General features: G+C 68.4%; 14 protein-coding genes. 7 read left to right on the top strand and 7 right to left on the bottom strand.

The genetic code is table 11. From position 1 onward, the window contains the following. Positions 1-8: 8 nt before the first annotated feature. Positions 9-3,359, top strand: coding sequence for a WD40 repeat domain-containing protein (locus LDL21_RS11560; protein ID WP_225279995.1), 3,351 nt, complete (start codon positions 9-11; stop codon positions 3,357-3,359). 124 nt (positions 3,360-3,483) lie between these two features. Further along, positions 3,484-4,692, top strand: a complete 1,209-nt coding sequence (locus tag LDL21_RS11555) for a hypothetical protein (protein ID WP_225279994.1) — start codon at positions 3,484-3,486, stop codon at positions 4,690-4,692. Between the two features lie 91 nt (positions 4,693-4,783). Here the strand turns inward: LDL21_RS11555 and LDL21_RS11550 are convergent, their stop codons facing one another. Next, a complete protein-coding gene (locus LDL21_RS11550) occupies positions 4,784-5,710 on the bottom strand; it encodes a LysR family transcriptional regulator (RefSeq protein ID WP_225279993.1) in 927 nt (308 codons plus the stop codon). Between the two features lie 116 nt (positions 5,711-5,826). On the opposite strand from LDL21_RS11550, the gene LDL21_RS11545 reads away from it, so the two are divergent. After that, entirely contained in the window at positions 5,827-7,200 is a 1,374-nt protein-coding gene (locus LDL21_RS11545) for an MFS transporter (protein ID WP_225279992.1), read from the top strand. Beyond that, positions 7,197-7,943, top strand: a complete 747-nt coding sequence (locus LDL21_RS11540) for a 3-hydroxybutyrate dehydrogenase (RefSeq protein ID WP_225279991.1) — start codon at positions 7,197-7,199, stop codon at positions 7,941-7,943. Before LDL21_RS11545 ends, LDL21_RS11540 begins: the two co-directional genes overlap by 4 nt. 17 nt (positions 7,944-7,960) lie before the next feature. Here LDL21_RS11540 and LDL21_RS11535 read toward each other — a convergent pair whose 3' ends face one another. Genes LDL21_RS11535 through cysD form a run of 5 tightly spaced genes read right to left on the bottom strand, consistent with a single transcriptional unit; the run spans position 7,961 to position 13,853 of the window. Then, on the bottom strand, positions 7,961-9,094 hold the full coding sequence (locus LDL21_RS11535; RefSeq protein ID WP_225279990.1) for a sulfotransferase family protein: 1,134 nt from the start codon (positions 9,092-9,094) through the stop codon (positions 7,961-7,963). A 16-nt stretch (positions 9,095-9,110) separates the two neighbouring features. Continuing rightward, on the bottom strand, positions 9,111-9,881 hold the full coding sequence (locus LDL21_RS11530; RefSeq protein WP_225279989.1) for an SDR family oxidoreductase: 771 nt from the start codon (positions 9,879-9,881) through the stop codon (positions 9,111-9,113). Beyond that, on the bottom strand, positions 9,878-11,092 hold the full coding sequence (locus LDL21_RS11525) for a hypothetical protein (RefSeq protein WP_225279988.1): 1,215 nt from the start codon (positions 11,090-11,092) through the stop codon (positions 9,878-9,880). The genes LDL21_RS11530 and LDL21_RS11525 overlap by 4 nt, the downstream gene beginning before the upstream one ends. Continuing rightward, positions 11,089-12,948: an adenylyl-sulfate kinase gene (cysC, locus tag LDL21_RS11520; RefSeq protein ID WP_225279987.1), complete on the bottom strand. Its 1,860-nt coding sequence runs from the start codon at positions 12,946-12,948 to the stop codon at positions 11,089-11,091. The genes LDL21_RS11525 and cysC overlap by 4 nt, the downstream gene beginning before the upstream one ends. Further along, positions 12,948-13,853, bottom strand: coding sequence for a sulfate adenylyltransferase subunit CysD (cysD, locus tag LDL21_RS11515; RefSeq protein ID WP_225279986.1), 906 nt, complete (start codon positions 13,851-13,853; stop codon positions 12,948-12,950). The genes cysC and cysD overlap by 1 nt, the downstream gene beginning before the upstream one ends. A 69-nt stretch (positions 13,854-13,922) precedes the next feature. Between cysD and LDL21_RS29950 the strand changes: the two genes are divergently transcribed. The 3 genes from LDL21_RS29950 (at position 13,923) to LDL21_RS11500 (ending at position 17,343) form a co-directional block, all read left to right on the top strand. Then, positions 13,923-14,846 carry an IclR family transcriptional regulator gene (locus tag LDL21_RS29950; RefSeq protein WP_225279985.1) on the top strand — a complete coding sequence of 308 codons (924 nt, stop codon included), beginning with the start codon at positions 13,923-13,925 and terminating at the stop codon, positions 14,844-14,846. A gap of 692 nt (positions 14,847-15,538) precedes the next feature. Then, complete coding sequence (locus LDL21_RS11505) at positions 15,539-16,294, top strand: DUF8017 domain-containing protein (RefSeq protein ID WP_225279984.1); 756 nt, start codon at positions 15,539-15,541, stop codon at positions 16,292-16,294. A gap of 161 nt (positions 16,295-16,455) precedes the next feature. Then, positions 16,456-17,343 (top strand): DUF5995 family protein, encoded by an 888-nt coding sequence (locus LDL21_RS11500; RefSeq protein WP_225279983.1) that lies wholly within the window; start codon positions 16,456-16,458, stop codon positions 17,341-17,343. 60 nt (positions 17,344-17,403) lie between these two features. Here the strand turns inward: LDL21_RS11500 and LDL21_RS11495 are convergent, their stop codons facing one another. Further along, positions 17,404-19,128: a GMC oxidoreductase gene (locus tag LDL21_RS11495; protein ID WP_225279982.1), complete on the bottom strand. Its 1,725-nt coding sequence runs from the start codon at positions 19,126-19,128 to the stop codon at positions 17,404-17,406. Between the last annotated feature and the right edge of the window lie 83 nt (positions 19,129-19,211).

Here is a 19,211-nt window from a genome sequence, read left to right as displayed (position 1 = left end):
GGCCGACGATGACCGGACAGTCGGAGTTCCAGCGCGACGACGCGCTGTTGTCCGAGCTCACCGGAGCGCCGCAGCGGTGGTTGGCACTGTGCAGGGAAGCGGTCGCCGAGGGCCCCGAGGCGGCTTTGGCGCTGCTCGACCTGCGCCGCGAAACCGGTGTGCTGGCACGGCATTCGCTGGCGCGGTGGAAACACCTCGAGGCAGGCGACGACCCGCTGGAAGAGGAATCGGAGAACTCCGATCTCGAGGGTGATCGGGTCACCGCCGATGTGTCGGCGGCCCACGCGGTCGCCGCCCTCGCCCAGGCCCTGACCGGCGCACGCGACATCGCCGAGGCGTGTGCGGTCTTCCTGCGGCACACCGAACGGGCCGGATTGCATTCGGCCGGTACCCAATTGCTCCCCGCCGGCCCGATCACCGGTGGCGACGACCCGCTGGCCGAGGTGGTGCTGCACCTGCTCGGCCAGGGTGGCAGGCCCTCACGCGGCTACGGCATCGTCACCGCGCTGGAACTGGCCGGTCGGCGCCCACCGACGGTGCGGACCACACGGGTCAGTGTGCTGTTCGTCGACATCGGGGGAGCCGGACGAGTCGGCGTGCTGCGATTGGAGCAGGTGCGCGAAGGGCCGAGCGGGTTGCACCCGGATCCGGCCGCCATGTCGTTCCTGCAGGCGGATCGCGAGTTCACCGACAGTCTCACGCGGGCGTGGGAGGTGAGCCGACCGGCCGCGACCGGCGCCTGCGTGCTGTGGTCGGTGACCGGGGCGGGCCGCGCGCCCGAGAACGACATCAACGGTGCGTCGATGGCCGCGGCGATGGCTGTCGCGCTCGACGACCTGGCCCCACGTCACCAGCTGGTCCGGTGGCTGCGGGTGCGCCGGCTCGACCCGGCCTGCGCGGTGACGGCGGGCCTGTCGGAAACGGAACTGACCCCGGTCGGCGGATATACGGGCAAACTCGCTGCCGCGCAGCGCGCTTCGCTTCGGGTGGTGGTCGCCGCCACCGGGTACGAAGAGGCGCGGCGGCAGGCGCCGGAGAATTTCCTCGACCGGATCGCGGCGGCCGCGACGGTCACCGAAGCTGTGTCGCGCACGCGCAGCAGACCGAATATGGCGCTGTGGCTGGTCTCTGTCGCCGGTGTGCTCGCCGTCCTGCTCGCGGTGCTCTCGGTGACCGGTCTGGCCCGGGCCCGGGCCGAGAATGCCGCTGCCAGAGCCGAATCGAATTCCCGGCTGTTCGCGGGCGTGGCCCGGGGTGGTGCCGAGTTCGACCCCGCGCTGTCGCAACTCGTCGCCCTCGCGGCGGTGCGTACGAGCGCCACGACAGATGCCCGATCGGCCCTGCTGGAGTTCTCGGCTCTCGGCACGCCGATCCGGATCCTGCCCGGGGTAACCGGTGACGGAGCCTCGGCCGGTATCGACCCGCCACGGCTGGCGACCAGCATCGGTGGCGACATGATCGCGATCGGCAACGGCGACGGCACCGTGCAGCTCGTACGGGTCGATCATTCCGGGGTGACCCGAATGCCGCCGTTCGCGGCGGTGGCCGGCCCGGTGCGGGCACTGGCCATCAGCGCGGACCAGCGTTGGCTTGCGGTGGCTGGTGAACGCTCGGCGGTCTTGTGGAGCATTGCGGAGAATCCCCGGCGGACAACCGAATTCGCGTTGGCGGACCATCTGCCCTGGTCGCTGGCCTTCGGCCCCGGCAACGATCTGCTGGCGATCGGCACCCACGGTGGAACGGTGCTGTCCTGGCGATTCGGTGCCGATCCCGCGCACCCTGTGCCGCAACCCGCGCTGACTGTTCCCGGTAACCACGCGTTCGTCGCGGCCGACGACCGGGTCCTCGTCGCGGCCGGTTCCCGGATCGTCAACACAACGTGGACAACGACCGTACGGGGCTGGGACGCAACAGCTCTGGATCCAACCCGTCCCGCTTTCGAGATGTCGGCCGACCGACCGCACGGCGCCGAGATCAGGTCGGTCGATGTCGACGGTGACGTGCTCGCGGTGGGGCTCAACCCCGGCGAGATCGCCAGGTGGCGTCTGGGCGCCGACATCACCCGGCCCGAACCGCTGCGCGCGATGTCGCGAGGCGCCAACGAGTACTTCGACGTGGCGCCGACCGGGGACGGCCGCACGGCAGTGGTGGTCGGCGGTGATTCCCGTGCTCGCCTCCTCGATCTCGACACCGGTGCGGTGCTCGCCCGGTTCCCCGGAGGATCCGTGGCGCGGGCTGAGGTGTTCCGCGGCGGGCGCGCACTGGTGACCTCCGGATTCGACCGCGCCGTCCACGTTTTCGACCTCGCGGGCCAGGCCGCCGAACTCGGACCGCGGACGCTGTTCAGGCTTCCCCAAGACGTATCCGCGCCGTCTCCCGGTGTGCTGCCAAACGCGTTGCTGCCGCGCTTGCGCGCACTGTCGAGAACCCCCGCGGCCACGGGGCGAGACTCCGTGGACGGCGACCCCTCGGGCCTTTTCGACACCGTGGTGCTCAGCCCCGATGGGACACGAGCCGCCACCCTGAACGAACGCGCCATCCAGGTCTGGGACATCACCGAGCCCACCCCGAAGCCGTTCGGACGGCCGATCGACAACGGCCTGGTCGACACGCGAGGTGTCGTCTTCGGCCCGGACGGCACCCTGGCCGTCGGGCGGGGTCTGACGTCATCGGTGGAACAGTGGGACCTGACCCGGCCCGGCGGTCCCGAGCTCCGGTCCACACTGCGATTCGGGCACGGCTATCCGACCGCACTCACCGTGAGTCCCGACGGATCGAGGCTGGCCGTCGGCAGTCACCGCACCGGGCATGTCACGGTCTACGACCTGAGCGGCGGGCCCGACGCCCGACCCGTGGCGGAACTGTCCGGCCTGCCAACGGCTGGTCAGGACATGTCGCTGGCCGTCACAACAGACAACATCCTCGCCGTCGGCACCCGCGCCGGAGCCTTCGTCTACCGCCTCGGCGAACCAGGCGGCCCCCGGCCCCTGCCGATTCCCGTCGCCGCACGTGGCTCCGTCGGTTCGGTCGCCTTCGACCACACCGGTACCCGCCTCGCCGTCGACGATCTCGCCCGGGACCGCATCGAAATCTGGGACTACACCGACCCCGCCGCGCCCACCGTCTACGCCGCCCTGCACCACGACGAAAGGCACTGGCAGAAAACAATGCTCGCGTTCGCGGCCGGTGGAACCGTCCTGGTCGAATCCGCCACCGACGGCACCCTGCGCCGTTGGCGCACCGACGCCACCACCGAAGCGGCCCGCATCTGCGCCACCGGCACCGCACCCATCACCCCACAGGAGTGGTCGAACACCCTCCCCGGCCGCGTTTTCGTAAACCCCTGTCCCACAGGGTGACAACGGGTTGGCACTCCATGTCAGGGCCTTGGCACCGACTGACTGTGGACAGGTCCTGTTGCGGCGCGACACTGAGTTCTCCCGCTCGTGCGATTCTCCGCCCGGCTCGGTAAGGAGCGCACCCATGCTCGGACTTTCGACAGATGCCGTCGGTCCCCCAGGCCCGTCGCACATCACGCCCGGATCCACCGGCGCGGCGGACGACCTGAGCCACCTCCCCGACCATGTCGTGCTCGACATGCTGGTCGGAGCGCAACAGCGCTGGTTGCGATGCTGTCGAGCCGCCGTCCTCGCGGGTGGTACGACCGCCCGGGAGCTGCTGGCACCCCGGCGGGAAACCGAGGTGCTGGCGCGTGCATCGCTGGCACGCTGGAAAGGCCTCGACGAGGACGAGTTGCTTGCCGAGGAAGCGGAGTCGCTCGGCGACCACGGCAGGCGCGACACCGCCGAACTCTCGGCCGCGCGGGCACTAGGTGCGCTGGCACGCGCACTGGCCGGTGTATCCGACACCGGTAGCGCCGTCGAGTGTCTTCTCACGCATGCCGAACGCGCGAACTTGTGCTCGACACCTTCCTCCACCACTGCTGACGTCCCGATCGGCGCCGGGCAGAACGAGCTCGCGTCGGTGCTCGGTCATCTCACCGAACACCGTGACCATCCCGCGCACGGATTCGCGACGCTCGCCGCCCTCGAACTGGCAGGCCGCAGGCCGGTCACCCTGCACACCAGCGCGATACGCGTCCTGTTCGTCGACGCCTACGGTCAGGGACACGTCGCCGTCCTGGAATTGGCGCAGGTCGACGGTGGTCCGAGCGGTTTGCATCCGGACCCGGCCCGCATGAGCTTCCTGCAGGCCGACGCGGAGTTCCACGACGCGCTGGTCGACGCCTGGCAGGTCAGCAGGATCGCGGGCACCGAGGCGAGCGTGTTGTGGTCGCTCACGCTCGAAGGTGGCGCCCCGGTCAACGACATCAGCGGTGCGTCCTCGGGTGCGGCGTTCGCCGTCGCCCTCGACTATCTGATGTCACGAGGGCGTGTGGTGCGCCGCCGGATCGACCCGTCCTGCGCGATCACCGCCGGGTTGGCGGGTGACCAATTGACCGAGGTCGGCGGCTATCGCGGCAAACTACTTGCCGCGCAGAGGCGTTCGCTGCGCGTGATCGTCGCCGCCGACGGCTTCGACGAGGCGCTCGAGGTGGCACCACTGGGTTTCACCGGCCGACTCACAGCAGCCCACACCATCGACGATGCCATCCGGAACTCACGGACCCACCTCGGCTACCTCCTCTGGACAGCCGTCGCAGCATTCCTGATCGCCTGCCTCTTCGTCTGACGGAACTGTGGGGCGGATTCCGGAAAGTGTTGTGGCCGCGAACCTGCGCTACATCATCCAGGAACTGGGCCGCCGATCGGTAGCGGGACCATCACGTTTCGGGGATGCCGAGGAGGGTGGCGCGGCATTCGCGGACGGTGGTGCGCAGGGCGTCGACGACGGCGGCGACTTCGGGGCGGCGCAGGGTCTCGGGTCGGGTGACCAGCCAATAGGTGAGCTGGACCCGGACTTCGTCGGCCAGGACCCGGACGAGGTCGGGGTGGCGGTCGGCCATGAAGCAGGGGAGCAGGCCGATGCCGGCGGCCGCGCGGGTGGCTTCCACGTGAACGAAAACGTTGGTGGAGGAGACGGATTGGCGCATGGTCGGCGCGAAGCTGGTGGCCACGTCGAGGTCGTCGACCTGCAGGATCGACTCGATGAAATAGACCAGCGGATAGCCGGCGAGGTCGTCGATGGTCGTGGGGGCGCCATGGGCGTCGAGGTAGTCCCGGGCGGCGTAGAGGCCGAGACAGTAGTCGCCGAGTTCGATGGCCTCGGCCCGGTGTACCTGGGGTCTGCCGACGACCACCTCGAGATCGAGGCCGGTTCGCTGGGTGGATGCGCGCCGGGTGGCGGCGACGATCTCCACCGCGATACCGGGGTGGCGGCGCTGCACCCGCGCCGCCGAGGGCGCGGCCAGATAGGCGCTGAACCCGTCGGTCGCCGAGAGCCGCACCACGCCTTCGAGAGTGCGTTCCCCGCCCGGGGAACCGAGTGAGCGCACCGCGGCTTCGACCGTCTCGGCAGCTACGAGAGCTTCGCGACCGAGATCGGTGAGTTCCCAACCACCTGCCACTTTCGTGAGTACCCGCCCGCCCATCGCCGCCTCGAGTGCGGCGATGCGCCGGGAAATGGTGGTGTGGTTGATTCCGAGTTCGGCTGCGGCCGTGACGAACCGCCCCGACCGGCCGACGGCGAGCAGTACGAGCAAATCATCGGCACTCGGCCTGCGCCCGGACGACGCGACGGAACGGCTCATACCTGCATATTCGCAGATAGCCGCTGCGAAACTGGGCATTGCGACCGAAAGACTTCTGCACGAATACTCCTCGCATGGAATGTGAGTCAGCTCACAGCGCGTGAAGGAGTAGTGCGATGAGCGTCAGCAGCGCGACCCGGCCCACCGGTGACACACCGGAGGAGACACCGTCCGGGCTACGGCGGGTGGTGACCGCCTCGATGGCGGGCACCGTCGTCGAGTGGTATGAATTCTTCCTCTACGGCACCGCCGCAACCCTGGTGTTCAGCAAGGTGTTCTTCGCGAAGGGGACCAGCGACCTGGACGCGATCCTCGCCGCGTTCGTCACCTATGCCGTCGGTTTCGCGGCGCGCCCGCTCGGCGGCATCGTCTTCGGCTATTTCGGTGACCGCTACGGGCGCAAGAAGCTGCTGCAGACGAGTCTCGTGCTCGTCGGCGCGGCGACGTTCCTGATGGGTTGTCTGCCCACCTTCGCCCAGATCGGTTACTGGGCACCGGCGCTGCTCGTGACACTGCGCTTCGTTCAGGGCTTCGCGGTCGGTGGTGAATGGGGTGGTGCGGTGCTGCTGGTCGCCGAGCACAGCCCCAGCCGCAGCCGCGCCTTCTGGTCGAGCTGGCCGCAGGCGGGAGTGCCCGCGGGCAATCTGCTCGCCACCATCGTGCTGCTGGTGCTCACCTCGACGCTGTCGGACGCGGCGTTCCTGAGCTGGGGCTGGCGGGTCGCGTTCTGGTTGTCGGCGGTGGTGGTGCTCGTCGGCTACTACGTGCGGACGAAGGTGACCGACGCGCCGATCTTCCTGGCCGCCCAGCAGGCGCTCGAGCACACCAAGGCCACCTCGTTCAGCCCGTTCGAGGTGTTGCGCCGTTACCCGCGTGGGGTTTTCACCGCCATGGGGCTGCGCTTCGGCGAGAACATCATGTACTACCTGGTGGTCACTTTCTCGATCACCTACCTGAAGGTGCAGGTAAACGCCGATACGACCACGATCCTGTGGTGGTTGCTCATCGCCCACGCCGTGCACATCGCGGTGATCCCGCTCGCCGGATACCTCGGTGACCGGGTCGGGCGTCGGCCGGTGTACCTGGCCGGTGCCGTCGCAGGCGGAACCTGGGGGTTCTTCGCGTTCCCGATGATGGACAGCGGGCACAGCGTGGTGATTCTGTCCGCGATCATCGTCGGCCTCGTCTTCCACGGGTTCATGTACGCCGGCCAGCCCGCCATGATGGCCGAGATGTTCCCCACCAGAATGCGGTATTCCGGTGTGTCGCTGGGATATCAGGTGACCTCGATCGTGGCCGGTTCGCTGGCGCCGATCATCGCGGTGCGCCTGCTCGACTCCTATGGTTCGTCGGTGCCGATCGCGGTCTACCTCGCGGTGGCGGCGTCGGTCACGGTGATCGCGGTGCTGTGTGCGCGGGAGACGCGCGGGATCGACCTCGAGACCGTCGATCTGGCGGACACCAACGCGCCGAAACGGCTTGCGGCATGAGTGACCTCACCGGCCGCACCGCGCTGGTCACCGGTGCCGCGAGCGGGATCGGCGCCGCGTGCGCGCGGGTACTCGCCGCGCGCGGCGCCGAGGTCACCGTAGCCGATCTCGACGGTGACGGCGCGAAGGCCGTCGCCCACGAGATCGGCGGCCACGCCTGGTGTGTCGACCTGCGTGATGTCGACGCACTCGCCGAGCTGCGCCTGGACACCGACATCCTCGTCAACAACGCGGGTATCCAAACCGTCAGCCCGATCGAGGATTTCGAGCCCGAACGGTTCCGGACCATGCAAACGCTGATGGTGGAGGCACCGTTCCTGCTGATCCGCGCAGCACTGCCGCACATGTACTGCAACGGGTTCGGCCGCATCGTCAACATCTCCTCGGTGCACGGGCTGCGTGCCTCCCGGTTCAAGGTCGCCTACGTCACGGCCAAGCACGGGCTGGAGGGCCTGTCGAAGGTGACGGCGCTCGAGGCCGGCCCGCACGGCGTCACCTGCAACTGCGTGAATCCCGGATATGTGCGAACACCGTTGGTGGACAAGCAGATCGCCGATCAGGCCCTCGTCCACGGCATCCCCGAACAACAGGTGGTCGAACAGGTGCTGCTCACCGAGAGCGCGATCAAACGCCTGATCGAGCCCGAGGAGGTGGCCCAGCTGGTGGCCTGGCTGTCCTCGGACGCGGCGGGCATGGTGACCGGGTCGTCGTATGTGATGGACGGCGGGTGGAGTGCCCGCTAGACCCGCCGCCCCCACGATCAGCCGGAAAAGCGCTCGGCGACCATGTCCTCGGTGAGCCCGTAGTCGGCGAGCGAGTAGTGGTGGGTGGGTTTGCGTGCGCCCGTGCGGCTTTCGGCGTCCAGGTCGAGGACGGCCGCGCGGGCCTGCGGGGTGAGGTCGGTGCCGATGGACCGGTAGATCGTCTCGACGGTGCCGACCGGGTCGGAGCGCAGGTCGGCGAAGTCGATATCGATGAAGTGGGCCTCGGGGTGGCGGGCGCGCGCGGCGGTGAACTCGCGCAACCCGCGCGACCACAGGTCGAGTTGCGTGCGGCCGATGACCTCCGGGGTGAAGACGGTCGACCAGCCACGGGTGGCGTGCTCGTTGAGGCTGCAGACCGAGGGGATCACGGTCGCGGGGTCGCGATGGGTCTGGATGACGACGGCGTCGGGGTAGACGGCGAGCAGGGCGTCCAGACAGAACAGGTGACTGGGATTCTTGAGCACCCAGCGGCGGGCGTCGTTCATCCCGATGAGCTGCAGGTTGCGCCGGTGCCGGGCGTAGGCGGGCGTCCAGTCCTGGGTGGTGAGCCATTGCGAATAGCTCGGCAGGTATGCCAGACACTCGTAGGAGTGCGACATCACCGACTGGCGGAGCAATTGCCAGCACTCCTCGACATCGGCAGCACTCATGTAGTGCAGGCCCATGAACTCCGGGTTCTGCACTTGATGCTGGCGCAGCCCGGCGTCTATCTGCTGATAGGCGGGATTGTCCGCCCAGCTCTCCCGCGGCGGCCGGGGCTGCGGGAAGTCCGTCAGCCACATCTCCAGTCCCTGGTTGGCGGGGTCGGCCGCGAGCAGGCGATGCAGTGCGGTGGTGCCGGTGCGTGGCAGCCCGGTGACGAAAATCGGCCGGGTGACCGGTGTTTCGGCAAACCCCGGGTTTGCTGCCCACGCGGCCTCGCTCAGGGCGCGAGCGATCAAGGTGCCGCGCAGGAAGAACCGCGACATCTTGGACCCGAGTTCGGTGAGCCCGGCCTCGTCGCGATAGGAACAGAGCAGCACGCCGAGGGCTTCGGTGTAGTCGTCGGAGCCGAAATCGGTGAGGCCGGTGAGTTTGGTTGCCGAGGCGTGCAGGTCGGCTACGGTGCCGACATCGGTGCGCACAGTCATCGAGGGAAACTCCTGATCAGTTGTGGTATTCGCCGCAGTTGACGTCGAGGGTCTGGCCGGTGATCGCGTTCGCCCAGTCCGAGGCGAGGAACACCACGGCACGGGCGATCTCGGCCGGCTCGGGCAGCCGCTTCAGATCGGACCGGGCAGCCGTCTGTTCGTAGACCTGCTCGACGGTGATGCCGTACTTCTCGGCGATCTGGCCGAAGTACCACTTCAACTGGTCGCTCCAGATGTAGCCGGGCAGCACACTGTTCACGCGGATGCCCTTGCCACCCAGCTCGGTGGCGAGGGTCTGCGACATCGCCAGCAGCGCGGCTTTGGTGAGCTTGTAGCTGCCGTAGCGGGGTTCGCTGTGGCGCACCACCGCCGAATTGATCATCACCACGGCGCCGTTGGACTCCGACAGGGCGGGCGTGAACGCCTGCGTCATCCGCAGACCGCCCAGCACGGTGAGATCGAGGCTGTCGCGGATCTGGTCGTAATCGGTGCGTTCGAGCGGTTTCATCGATGGCACGGAGAACGCGTTGTTCACCAGCGCGTCGACGCGGCCGAACTTCTCGACCGTGCGCGACACGAGGTGCTGCACCGCGGCGTCGTCGGTGATATCGGTAGGCACACAGAGCGTTTCGCCGTCGATCTCGGCGGCCACCTCCTGCAGCCGCGATTCGGTGCGAGCCGCGAGGACTACCTTCGCACCCGCCGCCGCGGCTTCCGTGCAGATCGACCGGCCGAGCCCCGGCCCCACACCGGAGACGACGACAACCTTCCCGTCCAGCAGGCTCATCCCAGCATCCTCTCGGCGAAAGCCCGCTGCCGGGCGGCGATCCGGTCACGCCACGCGGCAGCGTCGATCCGGTTGTTGTTGTAGTACGGCAGGTGCGCGGCGACATCGGCGACGTCGACGAGTTCCACACCCGGGCCGTCGGCTTCGGTCATCGGCCGGTCGGTGCGCTGCCACCGGAACTGCAGGATGCCTCGCGTGCGGCCGGTGGTCTCGATCCAGTTCGTGATGCCGGGATCGCGGTTGCTCACCACCATGCGGATCATGCCGTCCGGATCCACCTGTGCCTGGGCATGATTGAGGCTCGTCTGATGGTTCACGGAGTCCAGTGAGATGTACCAGAGGCTGCCCAGCTGGAACCCCTGATAGGGCGCGTCGGATTTCGGCACCGTGATCACCAGGGCCTGATCGTCGGCGAGGTCGAAATGTCCCACCGAGGAGTACTGGGTGCTGAGACCGCCCGGGGTGAGCCGCGGTGCGGTGAGGGTGTTCACCGGCAGGTCGAGATAGAACCACTTGGGGAAGTTGAACCAGGTGTGCACCCTGGTGAGCAGCATGTTCCCGGCGGCCCGGTAGCGCTTGCGCAACCGGGCCAGATCCGGTTCGTCCGGTGCGGTGCCGACGGTGTCGACCCGTTCGATGCGGATGGAGCCCTTGCGTTCGGTCCAGTCGCTGTAGACCTCGCGGACCGCGAGCATCGAGGCGCCCTCGCCGAGCGGGAAATAGTCCTCGCCCGCATCGGCTTTCGCCGGACCGAAGCGGATCGAGAAGCTGCCGTCCGCGGCGATCGGGATCCGCCGGTCGTCGAAGGCATCGGCCCCGCCGGGCACCTCGGTGGCCGTGTAGTCACCTTTGAGGACCTGGAAACTCAGGTCGACGGTGCTTCCACGCACCCCGCTCACCACATACTCGGCGGTCGGCTCGATATTCGCGTGGTAGTAGAGGGTGTCCGGGTTGTCCAGGCCCATCTTGGCGTACGGGCCGGTGGAAGACACGAAGTAGGGGTGCGAGGTGCCGTGGGCACCCGAGAGCCGCAGGCAGGCGGCGATACTGGCGGCGAGGTAGTCGTAGCCTTCGGCGCGGTCGGTGTCGCTGCGCACGAATTCCGCACCGGCGATGAGTGTTTCGGCCTGGGCGACGGCGGCGAGAAACGGGGCGGTGAGCGAATCAGGCGGTGCGCCCGCGTCGGCAGTGGTGGTACTCGGTTGGTTCAACGGATTGTGATCCCTAGCTCTCGGAGGATATGGGCGGCGCTCTCGGCGGGGGAGCCGAGGTCGGGGGTGATGACCAGGTCGGGTTGTGCGGGCCGCTCGTAGGGGGAGCCGATGCCGGTGAAACCGGGCAGTTCACCCGCACGGGCCTTGGCGTAGAGGCCCTTCGGGTCGCGGCGTTCGCATTCAGCCAGCGGGGTGTCGACGAACACCTCGTGGAAGGGCAGATCCCGGTCGGAGTGCACGGTGCGGGCGTGGTCGCGTTGCGCGGCGAACGGGCTGATGACCGACACGACGGCGACGGTTCCGGCGTCGGCGAACAGGGCAGCGACCTCGGCGACCCGGCGCACGTTCTCGTCCCGGTCGGCGGGGGAGAAGCCGAGTCCTGCGTTGAGGCCGTGGCGCAGATTGTCGCCGTCGAGCAGGTAGGCGGGGCGACCGGCCTCGACGAGCAGGCGCTCGAGTTCCACGGCGACGGTCGACTTCCCCGAACCCGACAGGCCGGTCAGCCAGATTGTCGCCCCGAGGTGTGTGCGCTCGGCACGCGTCACCGCCGAGCGATGCCACGTCACCGGACCGGTGCGTGTGCTCGACACCTCGACCGTTTCGCGACCGGTGACCATCCCCGCCGCGACCGTCTCGTCGGTACGCGGATCGATGAGGATGAAGCTGCCGGTGCGCCGGTTCTCCCGGTAGGGATCCGACAGCAGCGGCCGACGGGCGCGCAGCCGGACCCTGGCGATGTCGTTGAGCGACAACGCCTCCACCTCCGAGACCCGATGCAGGGTGTTCACGTCGAGCCGGTAGTCGATGGCGACGACCTCGGCCTGTGTGGTCTGCGCGGCCGTGCGGACGAGCAGGCTGTCGCCGGCGCGTAGCCGGGCGGTCTCGGAGAACCAGCACAGCATGGCGTCGAGTTCGGTGCTCTGGTGTGGGGAGTTGCCCGGGCGAGCCAGCAGGTCGCCCCGGCCGATATCGATGTCGTCGTCGAGGGTCAGTGAGATCGCCATCCCCGTGAACGCCTCCTCGACTTTCGTGCCGCCCGGACCCCAGATCTCCCGCACATGCGAGGCGTGACCGGCGGGCAGAACCACCACCTCGTCGCCCGGTTTGAAGATGCCGCCCGCCACGGTGCCTGCGTAACTGCGCTGCGCCGACCCCTGTTCGGCGCGGATCACGTACTGGATCGGGAGCCGTGCGTCGATGAGGTTGCGGTCCGAGGCGATGTGCACGTCCTCGAGGTGGCGCAACAGCGGCGGACCCGGATACCAGGCCAGCTGCGGTGAGCTGTCGACCACGTTGTCGCCGTGCAGGGCCGAGACGGGCACGAAACTGAGGTCCCCGACGGTCAATTTCGCGGCGAACGCGGAGAATTCCTCCCTGATCTCGGTGAAACGCTCCTCCGACCAGTCGACCAGGTCCATCTTGTTCACGCACACCACCAGGTGCGGGACGCCGAGCAGAGTGGCGAGGAAGGCATGACGGCGGGTCTGCTCGCTGACGCCGGTGCGGGCGTCGACCAGGATCAGGGCGAGATCGGCGGTGGACGCGCCGGTCACCATATTGCGGGTGTACTGCACATGACCCGGCGTGTCGGCGATGACGAACTTGCGGCGCGGGGTGGTCACATAGCGGTAGGCGACATCGATGGTGATGCCCTGCTCGCGTTCGGCCCGCAAACCGTCGGTGAGCAGCGCGAGATCGGTAGTGGCACTGCCCCTTTCGGTGCTGAGGCGCTCGATGTTGGCGAGCTGGTCGTCGAAGAGGGATTTCGAGTCGTAGAGGAGGCGACCGATGAGGGTGGACTTCCCGTCGTCCACGCTGCCGGCGGTGGCCAGGCGTAACAGATTGCGGCGCATCAGAAATAGCCCTCTCGCTTGCGGTCTTCCATCCCGGTCTCGGAGATCCGGTCGTCGGCGCGGGTGGCGCCGCGCTCGGTGAGCCGGGTGGCCGCGATCTCGGCGATCACCTGTGCCGGGGTGGCGGCGGTGCTCTCGACGCATCCGGTACAAGTGGCATCGCCGACGGTGCGGAAACGCACAGTGGCCTCGAAGGCGCGCTCGCCGGGTGCCTCGGTGACGAAACGGGTCGCGGACAGCAGCATTCCGTCGCGCTCGATCACCCGCCTGCGGTGCGCGTAGTACAGCGAGGGCAACTCGACGGCCGCCTGGTCGATGTATTCCCACACGTCGAGCTCGGTCCAGTTCGACAGCGGGAACACCCGGATGTGCTCGCCCGGCTGATGCCTGCCGTTGTAGAGGTTCCACACCTCGGGACGCTGGGCGCGCGGCTCCCATTCGCCGAAACGATTGCGGAAGCTGAACACCCGTTCCTTGGCGCGTGCCTTCTCCTCGTCGCGGCGTGCGCCACCGAACACGGCGTCGAAACGGTGCTCACCGATCGCGCGCAGCAGGGTGGTGGTCTGCAAGGGGTTGCGGGTGCCGCTGGGGCGTTCGACCGCGCGGCCCGCGTCGATGTCGTCCTGGACCTTCGCGACGAGGAGGCGGGCGCCGGTGCGGTCGGCGGTGCGGTCGCGGAAGGCGAGCACCTCGTCGAAATTGTGGCCGGTGTCCACGTGCAGCAGCGGGAACGGCAGTGGCGCGGGCCAGAACGCGCGCCGCGCCAGATGTAGCAGCACCGCCGAATCCTTCCCGCCGGAGAACAGCAGCACCGGTCGTTCGAAGGTGGCCGCCACCTCGCGCAGGATGTGCACCGCCTCGGCCTCCAGGGCCGCCAGGTGCGTCAACTCGTATCCCGTCTGCACTGTCCACCTTCCCGGCGGGCTCACGCCCGGGGTTGCGTTGTCGAATAATCGACGCTATTGTTCGGTATTGTGACACCGACGATAAGCCGGGCCGAGAGCGCCGGTCAAGAGGTGACGTCGGATCCGGCGTCGGCCGAGCCGGATCCGAGCGTCGTCTCGGCCCCGACCCAGCGGGTGGTTAAGGTGCTCGAGCTGCTCTCGCGCCACGCCACCGAGCGGCTCACGCTGGCCCGCATCGTGCGCGAAGCCGGGATCTCCCGCGCCACCGCCCACGCCGTGCTCACCCAGCTCACCGCCGACGGGTGGACCGTGCGCGACGGCGACGGCTGTTACGGCATCGGTCTGCGGCTGCTCACCGTCGCCCGTCGCGCCGAAGCCGCGTTCCCGCTGCGCCGCACCGCCGCCCCTGTCCTGCGCGCGCTGTCGGACCAGGTGTCGGCACCTGTTTTCCTCGCCGAACGCGACGGGGCGAACATCGTGGTCACCGAGCTCGTCGGCGACCCGTCGGCGACCTGGATCCGACCCGGTCGGCGGCTGCCGCTCGCCCCACCTGTCTGCCGCGAATTCGTCGCCTGGGCACCGGAATCCGAACAACGCGCCTGGCTCACCGGCGCCGACCCCACACACCGTGAGCGCCTCGCGCACGTCCTCACCGAGATCCGCGCCCGCGGCTACTCCGTCGAGCGACTGGTCGACGATTCGACGCCGATGCTGGAAGCCCTTGCGGCCCTGCGTGACACGCCGATCACCGCCGCTCTGCGCGCCCAACTCGGCTCTGTCATCACCGAACTCATCACCATCGACTACCTGCCCGGCGAACTCGGCCCCGACAACGCCGTCCTCACCGTCGCCGCCCCCATCCGCGACACCACCGGCGCCGTCGTCGCCTCGGTGGTAACCTGCCCCGACTCCCGCCTCACCGCCGCCCAGGTCACCGCCCTCGGAGCCGCCACCGCCGCCGCGGCCGACCAGATCACGTCGTCCACGCGCTAGTCGCCCGATCGGCCCCACCTGCCTCCCGCACGGCGGGACGGGCATGCGCCTAGACCAAGATCACCACGCTCTCATGGCGGGATTTCGGCCGATTTAGCGCCATAGGAGCGTGGTGATCGGCTGTCCAGGAATGGGATGGCTGGTGCCTGCAGAGGCACGCGCGGCTCTCGTTTGCGGGGTTGCGCCGTTACGCTGAGCGGGACGCCTGCTCGAGGGAGATCGGCGAGGCGGGTGTGAGGAAGGACTGGGACGTGGCAGACAACGTCGATCGCTGGTGGGAGTCGGCAGGGGCGCCGGGCGAGGATCCGGCGTCGTCCGGGTCTACTTCTCAGCCCGCGATTCCGCAACCACCGCACGGGGATCCGACGATCCTCGCTCCACAGGGGCCTGTGCCGTTTCAGCAACCGCATGGCCTGGGTGTCTTCCCTCAATCGAGTGTGCCGCAGGGGTCGGGTGCGTTTCCACAGCCCGGTACGCCGCAGGGATCGGAGGCCTCCCCGCAGGCATCCGGACAGCAGGGGTCCGGGGCATTCCAGCAGCCTGTGCTCTACCGGGCAATGCCGGGCCCGCAGCCGGGAATGCTGCCGGGGTCGGAGGGGTACCCTGGGGCGCCGCAGGGTTATGGGCAGCCGGGTGGGTACGGAATACCCAACTCGCAGCAAGGAATTCCGCAGCAGGGGCTCGGGCCCAGCATGTCCTTGCCGTTTCCGCAGCACGGGCAGACGTATGGGTACGCGCAGCCGCCGCGAAAGGGTAATGCCGGTCTGCTGATCGGGATCGGGGCGGTTGTCGTGGTGCTCGCGGTGGTGCTCGTGACCGCCGTGGTCATCGGAACCGGCGGCAACGACGAGCAGGCGGTTGCCGCACCGACGACGACCACGCAGACGGTCCCGCCCACCGGTACCAGCACCGCACCGGTGACGCCGGGTTGGAAGGGTGTGCTGCTCGCTGACGAGCGCATCGCTTACGACGTCCCGCCGAGTTGGCAGATCGCCTCGGAGTCGGACTCGGTGGTGATCCTCGGTCTGAGCGGAATGTTCGCGGGTACCGGAAAGGCCTACGAAGGCGAGAACTACTGCCCCGGTTCGGCCTATCGAGGACTCGCGGGGATCGCCCTCAGTACGGAGAACACACTGCCTGAGGCCGCGACCACCGCGGCCAGGATCGCGGCCGAGGGCGGCTACTCCGATTCGACAGGTGGCAAGATCACCGCCCCCACTTCGCTCACCACCAAGAGCGGCTTGGCCGGACAGTTCGTCGAGAGCTCGGGTTCGTGGACACCGGCGCGACCGGGCTGCACCACGACCACGTACTCGGTGTACACCTTTGCCTTCGAGAAGGCGGCGGGTCTGCCGATGGTCATGGCGATCCTGGTCGACCGGGGCACCACCGGCGAACTGTCCGCCGACGACGCCAAGAAGATGATCGCGAGCATCCGCCTGATCTGACGGCCCTCCAACACGTGGGCTGCCGCAGCTAACCCGCCACCGAACGGCCTGCTGTTCAGCCGGTTCCGCTCGGATCTCCTTGGCACCTGCCCGCCTCGGCGGGCCTGTCGATCCGGGTGCGTCGCACAGCGGATCGGGGCGGGAGGTGGTGGAATCGCAGGATGCGTATCGGGAGTGGAATAGTCGCGGCTGTCGCGGTCGGGATCATGGCTCTGCCCGGGTTGGTCGCGGGACCGGCCGGCGCGGTGACCGACACCGCGTGCGGATCAACCCTCTCGCCGGCCGATATCGGCGAGATCGCCCGGCTCTCGGACACTTCCGAGATCGCAGGCGGCGATACCCTGGCCCGGCTGGAGGACGCCGTCGACCGGCACCACCGAATCACCGAGATCCTTGTCGAGCACCGGGATCTGCGTGGGCTGTTCGCGATCGGCCTCGACGGCGTGGAATCCACCGCCGTGATGCCGATGCAACGTGATCCGGCGGCCTTCCTCGACCGCGAATACGCGCACTCGATCAGTCTCGAGCTGCTGCGTCGTTTCCTCGACAATCTGCACGCCGAATTCTCCGGCGGCGTCGTCGAACCGCAGTGGGCCCACTATTTCGCCCTCGCCAAGGACTGCGGCGCCTCGCGGGCACGCACGGCGATGGCCGGATACAACGCGCACCTGACCGTCGACCTGACGTATTCGGTGGCCGCCGTCGGGAGTCGTCCCGAGCACGCACCGGACTATTTCAAGATCGTCGCAGGCATCGCCTCGGTCGGCGACGTGATCGTCGACCGGACCAAAGCCGTCTACGGTGCCGACCTCGGGCCGCTGTGGCGGTTCTATTTCGTGGGGGAGGGCCTCGATCAGCTGTTCGGCGCGGGCGTGGCCACCGAGCAGATGCTGATCGCCGCCGACCTCGGCGCGAACGTGGTGATCTTCAGCAACGGACTCGCACTCCAGGACCCCGCGCTGGCGCCCACGATCCGGGCCGAGGTCGCCGCGCTGTGGCAGGCGGCCGATCTGGCGTTCGAGGCGCTGGCGCGCATCAACGCCCTCTGAAACGAACAAAGGCCCCGGACCTTCGGTGCGAACCGATTGTCCGGGGCTTTGTTTCGGTCGTCAGCCCGCAGTCTTCTCCGGGTTGCGGATCTCGACGATCGGCAAGATCAGCGCGGCGGGCGCACCTGCGGGGACCACCGGCTGCTTCGGTGCGACCGGTTCGATCCGCCGGTATCCCGCGTCCTGCTCGGGCCGGGTGTCGACCTCACCCTTGTTGGGCCAGTAGGCGGCCGCGCGCTCGGCCTGCGCGGTAATCGTCAGCGACGGGTTCACCCCGAGATTGGCCGAGACGGCCGCACCGTCGACAACGCTGAGCGTCGGGTAGCCGAATACGCGGTGGTAGGCGTCGATCACGCCGTGCTGCGGGTCGGCGCCGATCGCCGCACCACCCAGGAAGTGCGCCGTCATCGGCACATTGAACACATCGCCCCAGGTGCCGCCGGCGACGCCGCCGATCTTGTCCGCCACGCGGCGGGTCACCTCGTTGCCCGCCGGGATCCACGTCGGATTCGGTTGCCCGTGGCCCTGTTTGGACGTGAGCTTGCGCCCGAACAGCCCGCGCTTGGTGTAGGTGGTGATGGAGTTGTCCAGGTGCTGCATGACCAGCGAGATGATGGTGCGCTCGCTCCAGTTCCGCACGCTCATGAACCCGAAGAAGGTGAGCGGATGGGTGATCACCAGCCACAGGAACCGCAGCCACCTCGGCACGCGCCCGCCGCCGTCGACCATCAGCGTCTGCAGCATGCCCATCGAGTTGGAGCCCTTGCCGTAGCGGACCGGTTCGACATGGGTGTCAGGGGTGGGGTGGATCGAGGACGTGATCGCGACACCCTTGGTGAAGTCCTGGCCGGGCGCGAGCGTCTTGGTCGCCGCGCCGACGATGGACTCGGAGTTGGTGCGGGTGAGCAGGCCGAGCCGATCGGAGATCTTGGGCAGCGCGCCCTCGTCGCGCATCGCGTGCAGCAGCTTCTGGGTGCCGAGCGTGCCCGCGGCGAGCACCACCTGCTTGGCGGTGTAGGTCTTGGGGTTCTTGCGTACCCAGGCGCCGGTGCGCTCGGTGGCCACGTCCCACGTGCCGTCGGGCAGCGGACGCAGTGCCGACACGGTGGTCATCGGGATGACCTGCGCGCCCGCCTTTTCCGCGAGATAGAGGTAGTTCTTCACCAGCGTGTTCTTGGCGCCGAACTTGCAGCCGACCATGCAGTCACCGCATTCGATGCAGCCGGTGCGCTCGGGGCCTGCCCCGCCGAAGTACGGATCGGCGACGGTCTTGCCCGGCTCACCGAAGAAGACACCGACCGGCGTCTGGACGAAGGTGTCACCCACGCCCATGTCCTCGGCGACGGCCTTGAAGATCTCGTCGGCGGGCGTCATGTGCGGGTTCTGCACCACGCCGAGCATCTTCTTGGCGCGCTCGTAGTACGGAGTGAGCTCGGCTCGCCAGTCGGTGATGTCGCGCCACTGCGCGTCCTGGAAGAACGGCTCCGGCGGAACGTAGAGGGTGTTGGCGTAGTTCAGCGAACCCCCGCCGACACCGGCGCCGCCGAGGATGAGCACGTCGCGCAGCGGGTGGATGCGCTGGATGCCGTAGCAGCCGAGCTTGGGTGCCCACACGAATTTACGCAGGTCCCAGCTGGTTTTCGGCAGTTCGTCGTCGGCGAAGCGGCGGCCCGCCTCCAGCACGCCGACCTTGTAGCCCTTCTCCACCAGTCGCAGCGCGGTGACACTGCCGCCGAATCCGGAACCGACGATCAAGACGTCGAAGTCGGTGGTTCGCTCGGACATAGAAGAGCTCCTCGATGGTGTCGACAGTGACGCCGGTAACGCTAACGCCGACAGCCAGCACTGTCAAAGTCCGCCCGAGGCTC

It is taken from the genome of Nocardia rosealba (assembly GCF_020216065.1).
GTDB lineage: Bacteria > Actinomycetota > Actinomycetes > Mycobacteriales > Mycobacteriaceae > Nocardia > Nocardia rosealba.
The sequence above is the reverse complement of the archived record's forward strand: the minus strand, read 5'-3'. Positions and strand labels throughout refer to the sequence as shown.

Excerpts from the sequence above, each read along its gene's own strand:
- LDL21_RS11560 (WP_225279995.1), top strand. The coding sequence starts at position 9 with ATGACCGGACAGTCGGAGTTCCAGCGCGACGACGCGCTGTTGTCCGAG.
- LDL21_RS11555 (WP_225279994.1), top strand. The coding sequence starts at position 3,484 with ATGCTCGGACTTTCGACAGATGCCGTCGGTCCCCCAGGCCCGTCGCAC.
- LDL21_RS11550 (WP_225279993.1), bottom strand. The coding sequence starts at position 5,710 with ATGAGCCGTTCCGTCGCGTCGTCCGGGCGCAGGCCGAGTGCCGATGAT.
- LDL21_RS11545 (WP_225279992.1), top strand. The coding sequence starts at position 5,827 with ATGAGCGTCAGCAGCGCGACCCGGCCCACCGGTGACACACCGGAGGAG.
- LDL21_RS11540 (WP_225279991.1), top strand. The coding sequence starts at position 7,197 with ATGAGTGACCTCACCGGCCGCACCGCGCTGGTCACCGGTGCCGCGAGC.
- LDL21_RS11535 (WP_225279990.1), bottom strand. The coding sequence starts at position 9,094 with ATGACTGTGCGCACCGATGTCGGCACCGTAGCCGACCTGCACGCCTCG.
- LDL21_RS11530 (WP_225279989.1), bottom strand. The coding sequence starts at position 9,881 with ATGAGCCTGCTGGACGGGAAGGTTGTCGTCGTCTCCGGTGTGGGGCCG.
- cysC (WP_225279987.1), bottom strand. The coding sequence starts at position 12,948 with ATGCGCCGCAATCTGTTACGCCTGGCCACCGCCGGCAGCGTGGACGAC.
- LDL21_RS11505 (WP_225279984.1), top strand. The coding sequence starts at position 15,539 with ATGTCCTTGCCGTTTCCGCAGCACGGGCAGACGTATGGGTACGCGCAG.
- LDL21_RS11500 (WP_225279983.1), top strand. The coding sequence starts at position 16,456 with ATGCGTATCGGGAGTGGAATAGTCGCGGCTGTCGCGGTCGGGATCATG.
- LDL21_RS11495 (WP_225279982.1), bottom strand. The coding sequence starts at position 19,128 with ATGTCCGAGCGAACCACCGACTTCGACGTCTTGATCGTCGGTTCCGGA.